Source organism: Sandarakinorhabdus sp., assembly GCF_031422795.1.
Lineage (GTDB): Bacteria > Pseudomonadota > Alphaproteobacteria > Sphingomonadales > Sphingomonadaceae > Sandarakinorhabdus.
Genome location: NZ_JANPML010000073.1, coordinates 1 through 4,218, shown reverse-complemented (window position 1 = coordinate 4,218; position 4,218 = coordinate 1). Strand labels below are relative to the sequence as shown.

Annotated in this window: 3 protein-coding genes and 4 pseudogenes; 6 read left to right on the top strand and 1 reads right to left on the bottom strand. The window is 63.1% G+C overall.

The genetic code is table 11. From position 1 onward, the window contains the following. Positions 1-17 precede the first annotated feature (17 nt). The 5 genes and pseudogenes from RMO81_RS02955 to RMO81_RS16190 form a co-directional block, all read left to right on the top strand. A pseudogene (locus RMO81_RS02955) lies at positions 18-848 on the top strand (NF038122 family metalloprotease); the annotation flags it as partial. Positions 849-965: 117 nt separating this feature from the next. Next, positions 966-1,064, top strand: a pseudogene (locus RMO81_RS16200) (PEPxxWA-CTERM sorting domain-containing protein); the annotation flags it as partial. Between the two features lie 162 nt (positions 1,065-1,226). Continuing rightward, on the top strand, positions 1,227-1,463 hold the full coding sequence (locus tag RMO81_RS02950) for a CBU_0592 family membrane protein (RefSeq protein WP_310474241.1): 237 nt from the start codon (positions 1,227-1,229) through the stop codon (positions 1,461-1,463). A 123-nt stretch (positions 1,464-1,586) separates the two neighbouring features. Next, positions 1,587-2,252: pseudogene (locus RMO81_RS16195) on the top strand (trypsin-like serine protease); the annotation flags it as partial. 507 nt (positions 2,253-2,759) lie between these two features. After that, positions 2,760-2,858 (top strand): annotated as a pseudogene (locus RMO81_RS16190) (PEPxxWA-CTERM sorting domain-containing protein); the annotation flags it as partial. A gap of 54 nt (positions 2,859-2,912) precedes the next feature. On the opposite strand, the gene RMO81_RS02940 reads toward RMO81_RS16190, so the two are convergent. Next, a complete protein-coding gene (locus RMO81_RS02940; protein ID WP_310474238.1) occupies positions 2,913-3,635 on the bottom strand; it encodes an HAD family hydrolase in 723 nt (240 codons plus the stop codon). A 53-nt stretch (positions 3,636-3,688) separates the two neighbouring features. Here RMO81_RS02940 and RMO81_RS02935 point away from each other — a divergent pair. Beyond that, a partial coding sequence (locus tag RMO81_RS02935; protein WP_310474237.1) for an STAS domain-containing protein occupies positions 3,689-4,218 on the top strand: 530 nt, incomplete at its 3' end.

The window sequence follows — 4,218 nt, the reverse complement described above, 5'->3', positions numbered from 1 at the left end:
CCTCGCAGCCCACCACCATCAACCTGCGGGTCGGCTTCCAATCGCTGGGCCCGGGCATTCTGGGATCGACGGGCAGCGCACGGACCATCCAAGCAGCGATCAACGTCACAAACCGTATTGCAGCGCGGCAAACGACCAGCTTTGATTCCGCATTGGCCCTGCCAACCTTTTATGACGGTGAATTTGGTGCCGGTACGGCGCTCAACATGTACACGCCTGGTTACAAGGGCGTTGATGTGAACGGTGCCAACTTCGGTATCGATAACAGCACAAAAGTCTACGATACGGATGGCAAATTTAACGCGACCTTCATTGCAGTGAACACGGCGAATGCCCGTGCACTCGGCTATAATCTTGGTTCGACGGTCGATGGCACCATCCAGTTCAGCTCGGATTTCAAATTCGATTTCAACCCGCGCAACGGAATCACTGCAGGGCAAACCGACTTCCTCGCTGTCGCCATCCACGAAATCGGCCACGCCCTCGGCTTCGTCAGCGGCGTCGACGATTATGACTTCGTCGGCACGGGCGGCCCGCTTGCCGATGTCGAATGTTTTGCCGGTGGCATCACGTGTTCCGATTATCCCGATGTGCAGAACGATTGGTGGGGCTCCACGCTCGACATGTTCCGCTATTCCGAAGCCGGCCGGCTGGACTGGACGACCGCCACGCCGAGCTATTTCTCGGCTGATGGTGGCCTGGCGGCCTATCAGGATGGCCTGTTCTCCACTGGCAGCTTTAATGGTGACGGCTGGCAGGCCTCGCACTGGAAGGCGCCGCAATTGCCGAATGGCGCGTTCAGCTGCCTGCGCCCCAAGCTGGGCATCATGAACCCCTATATCTGCGGCGCCCAGGAAGGCATTCTGACCGGGCTCGACATCGCGGCGTTCGATGCCATCGGCTACAACACCAGCGTCGATCTGCTCAACTACAGCCAAACGACAGCGCAGATCAGTTTTGCTGTCGGCGGCGCGGTGCCTGAACCCGCCACCTGGGCCATGCTGATCAGCGGCTTTGGCCTCGTCGGCGCCACCATGCGCCGGCGCCGGGCCGTCACAGCCTGATCTGCCTGTGCATCACTGATTATTGCTGATCGGGGGCTGGCTTCGGCACAACCGGGGCCAGCCCATTTTGCATTCGGTTTGGTTCTTGCAGGCTGGCCCTGGGTTGCAAGATGCCTTGCCTTCACCGCCTTGGCCGCACAATGAAGCGCGATGGGCTCCAGCATGGAAATCGCAATTGAAGCCGCAGGCTGGATCGGGGCGGTGCTGGTGCTGGCGGCCTATGCGCTGGCCAGCGCCGGCCGGCTTGATGCCAAGTCGCCGTTGTTCCAGTGGCTGAATCTGGTTGGCGCGGCCGGGTTCGTGGTCAACACCGCATATCATGGCGCCATCCCGTCGATGGTGCTCAACATCATCTGGTGCGGCATCGCCGTCTTCACGCTGTGGCGGCGACGCGCATGACCGCGTTGGTCCAGCGTTAATTTTGTGTAAATTTTTCTGATTGATATGAACGGAATGCATCCGTAGAAATACTTATCTGCGCCCTGTTGGTGTTGATTCGCTTATTTGGGGGTTTTTTTGCACATGCGTCGCTTTGCTGTTTTGTTCGCTGCCACGGCAGCCGTCGCCTCGCCCGCGCTGGCGATCGATAATTTTGATCCCGCGCCCAATCCGGCCGCTTTGTCGGCAAACGCCGTCAAGCAATTCGCCGCTGTCCCGGCGGTCAAGATCGCCAGCGGCACGCGCAATGGCCTGAATTGGGCCGCCACCAGCCGTGTGATCGGCCAAACGGCGACTTCGGATGTGCTGCCACCCAGCAACACCATCGGCGGCGGCAACCCGCTCTACAAGCCTGCTGCCAACAAGAGCGGCACCGTCGCTTTGATCATGGAATATTCCAACGGCGATCGCTTCATCTGCTCCGGCAGCGTTCTGGCTGATGGCCGCTCGATCGCGACGGCGGCCCACTGCGTCAGCGACGGCGCTGGCACGGCCAACCCGGTGAAGACCACGGTCCACTTCTACAACGGCAATCCCGATGAGCGCGCGGTCAACCCCGGTGCCAGCGAAACCCGCAGCGTCACCGGCTATTTCGTCCACCCGGAATATTCGGGCCAAGTCATCGACCAGAACGATATCGCCATCCTACGCATCAATAGAGACGCACCGGACTCGGCTCAGCGCTATGATCTGTTCACCCCGAATGACCTGACCGGCACGCAGTTCAACGTCGCCGGCTACGGCACGCGTTCGACGACCGGTGGCGTCAATGGCAACACCGCGCCCTTCGGTGCCCGCACCGGCTTCCTGCGCGAAGGCGACAATATCTATGATTACGCCTGGGGCGACGCGCGCTTCCAGAGTTTCTTCACCGAACTGGATGGCAATGGGGAGAATTTTTTCTTCAATCCCCTCACCAACAACAATGTTGCTGACTATGAATTCAGCTACATCTCCGATTTCGACAACGGCTTGCGCGCGCAGGATCAATCGCGCCGCATCGCCAACGCGCTCGGCCTCGGCCCGCTCGGCAACACCTTCTTCGACAACGTCGGCGTTGGTGACCGTGAAGTCGGCATTGCCGGCGGCGATTCGGGCGGTCCGGGCTTCGTCGATGGCAAACTCGCCTCGATCAACAGCTACGGCCTCACCTTCGGCGCCAACTTCGGTGATTTCGACGGCCGATTCAACGCCGGCTGGGGTGAATTCTCGGGTTATGTTCCGATTTACATCCACACCGATTTCATCGCGTCGACCGCGCTGCCGGAACCAGCCAGCTGGGCGATGTTGATCATCGGCTTTGGTCTGACGGGTGCCACCATGCGCCGTCGTCGCGGCGCTGCTGTCGCCGCCTGATACCGGGCTACAATCTGAAAGGGCCGGTTCCGGATCATCAGGGGCCGGCCTTTTTCATGCCCGTTCGAGCAGGCTGCCCCTGATCCGGCCCCACTGCACCACCGGCCAACCGCGTTCCGCCGCCAGCGCCGCCAGATTGGCCGACGGGTTGGCGCAAAGCACGGTGCCGCCACTGGCCAGCGCCAACTCGAAGCAGGGCAGATCGCTGTGATGGTCGCTGGTGAAATGCACCACGGCCCCAACCTGTCCCTGCTGAGCTAGCCCCGCGCCCGCCAGCCAGCGCGCCAGCGCCGCCCGCTTGGCTGCGCCATAGCAGTTTTCCCCGTCCAGCCGGCTCAGCAGCCAATCGCCGTCGCGCACCGCTTCGGTGGCCACCACATCGGCCACGCCCAGACGCGCGGCGATGGCGCGCACGTAAAAGCCATGGCTGGCCGAAGCAATCACCACGCGCCGGCCCGCCGCTGCATCAGCTGCCATTGCGGCCCGCGCCGGGGCCAGCGCGTGGGCAGCCACAAATTCATCGGCAAAGCGCGCGGCAGCCGCGGCCATGCGGGCTTGCGCCACGCGTGGCCCGATCAGCCAGCGGTGAGCCCAGCTCTTGATGCCGCCGCGTGACATCAGGCCCAGGCCGTACGCCACGCCGCCCAGCGCCACGATCGGCAGCAACAGCACCCGCCACGGCGCTTCATGACGCAGCCAGAAACGGATGACATGGGCCCAGCTGCCGGTGTCGGTCAGCGTCCGGTCCAGATCATAAACCGCAACTTCGGTGGACACGAAGGTCATTGTTCCCCTTGGCATTTGCCCCGGCATAGCCCAATTTGCCCGCCATGGGCAGCAACATCAGTTGGCAGGATACCGGCGATGGCGGCGCACGCGTCGCGCTGGCCGGCCGGTTGACCATCGATGATGTCGCCCGGCTCAGCGATGAACTCGGCGCGATCCCGCCGCGCGCGCCCGGCCTCACCATCGATCTGGCGCAGGTTTCGGCCATCGATACCGCCGGCGCCTGGGCGATCAACAGCCTGATGGGCCGCTGGCAACAGGCCGGCCTTACCGCCCGGATCGACGGCGCCGCGCCCGAAATCGATCGCCTGATCCGCGCCCTCACCGTGCCGCCGCCGCCGGTAAAGCGCCGGGCGGATATTGGCAATCCCATCGTCGCCCGGCTGGAACGCATCGGCAAGGCCGTGGTGCATCAGGCCGATAATGCCGGCGGCTTCCTCGCCTTTCTGGGGCAGACGTTGGTGGTGCTGGCCAGCACATTGATCGGCCGCCGCCATCTGCGCTGGCACGCGGTGGTGCATCAGGGCGAAGCCATCGGCGTCAACGCGCTCGGCATTGTCGGGCTGCTGCTGTT

Excerpts from the sequence above, each read along its gene's own strand:
- RMO81_RS02950 (WP_310474241.1), top strand. The coding sequence starts at position 1,227 with ATGGAAATCGCAATTGAAGCCGCAGGCTGGATCGGGGCGGTGCTGGTG.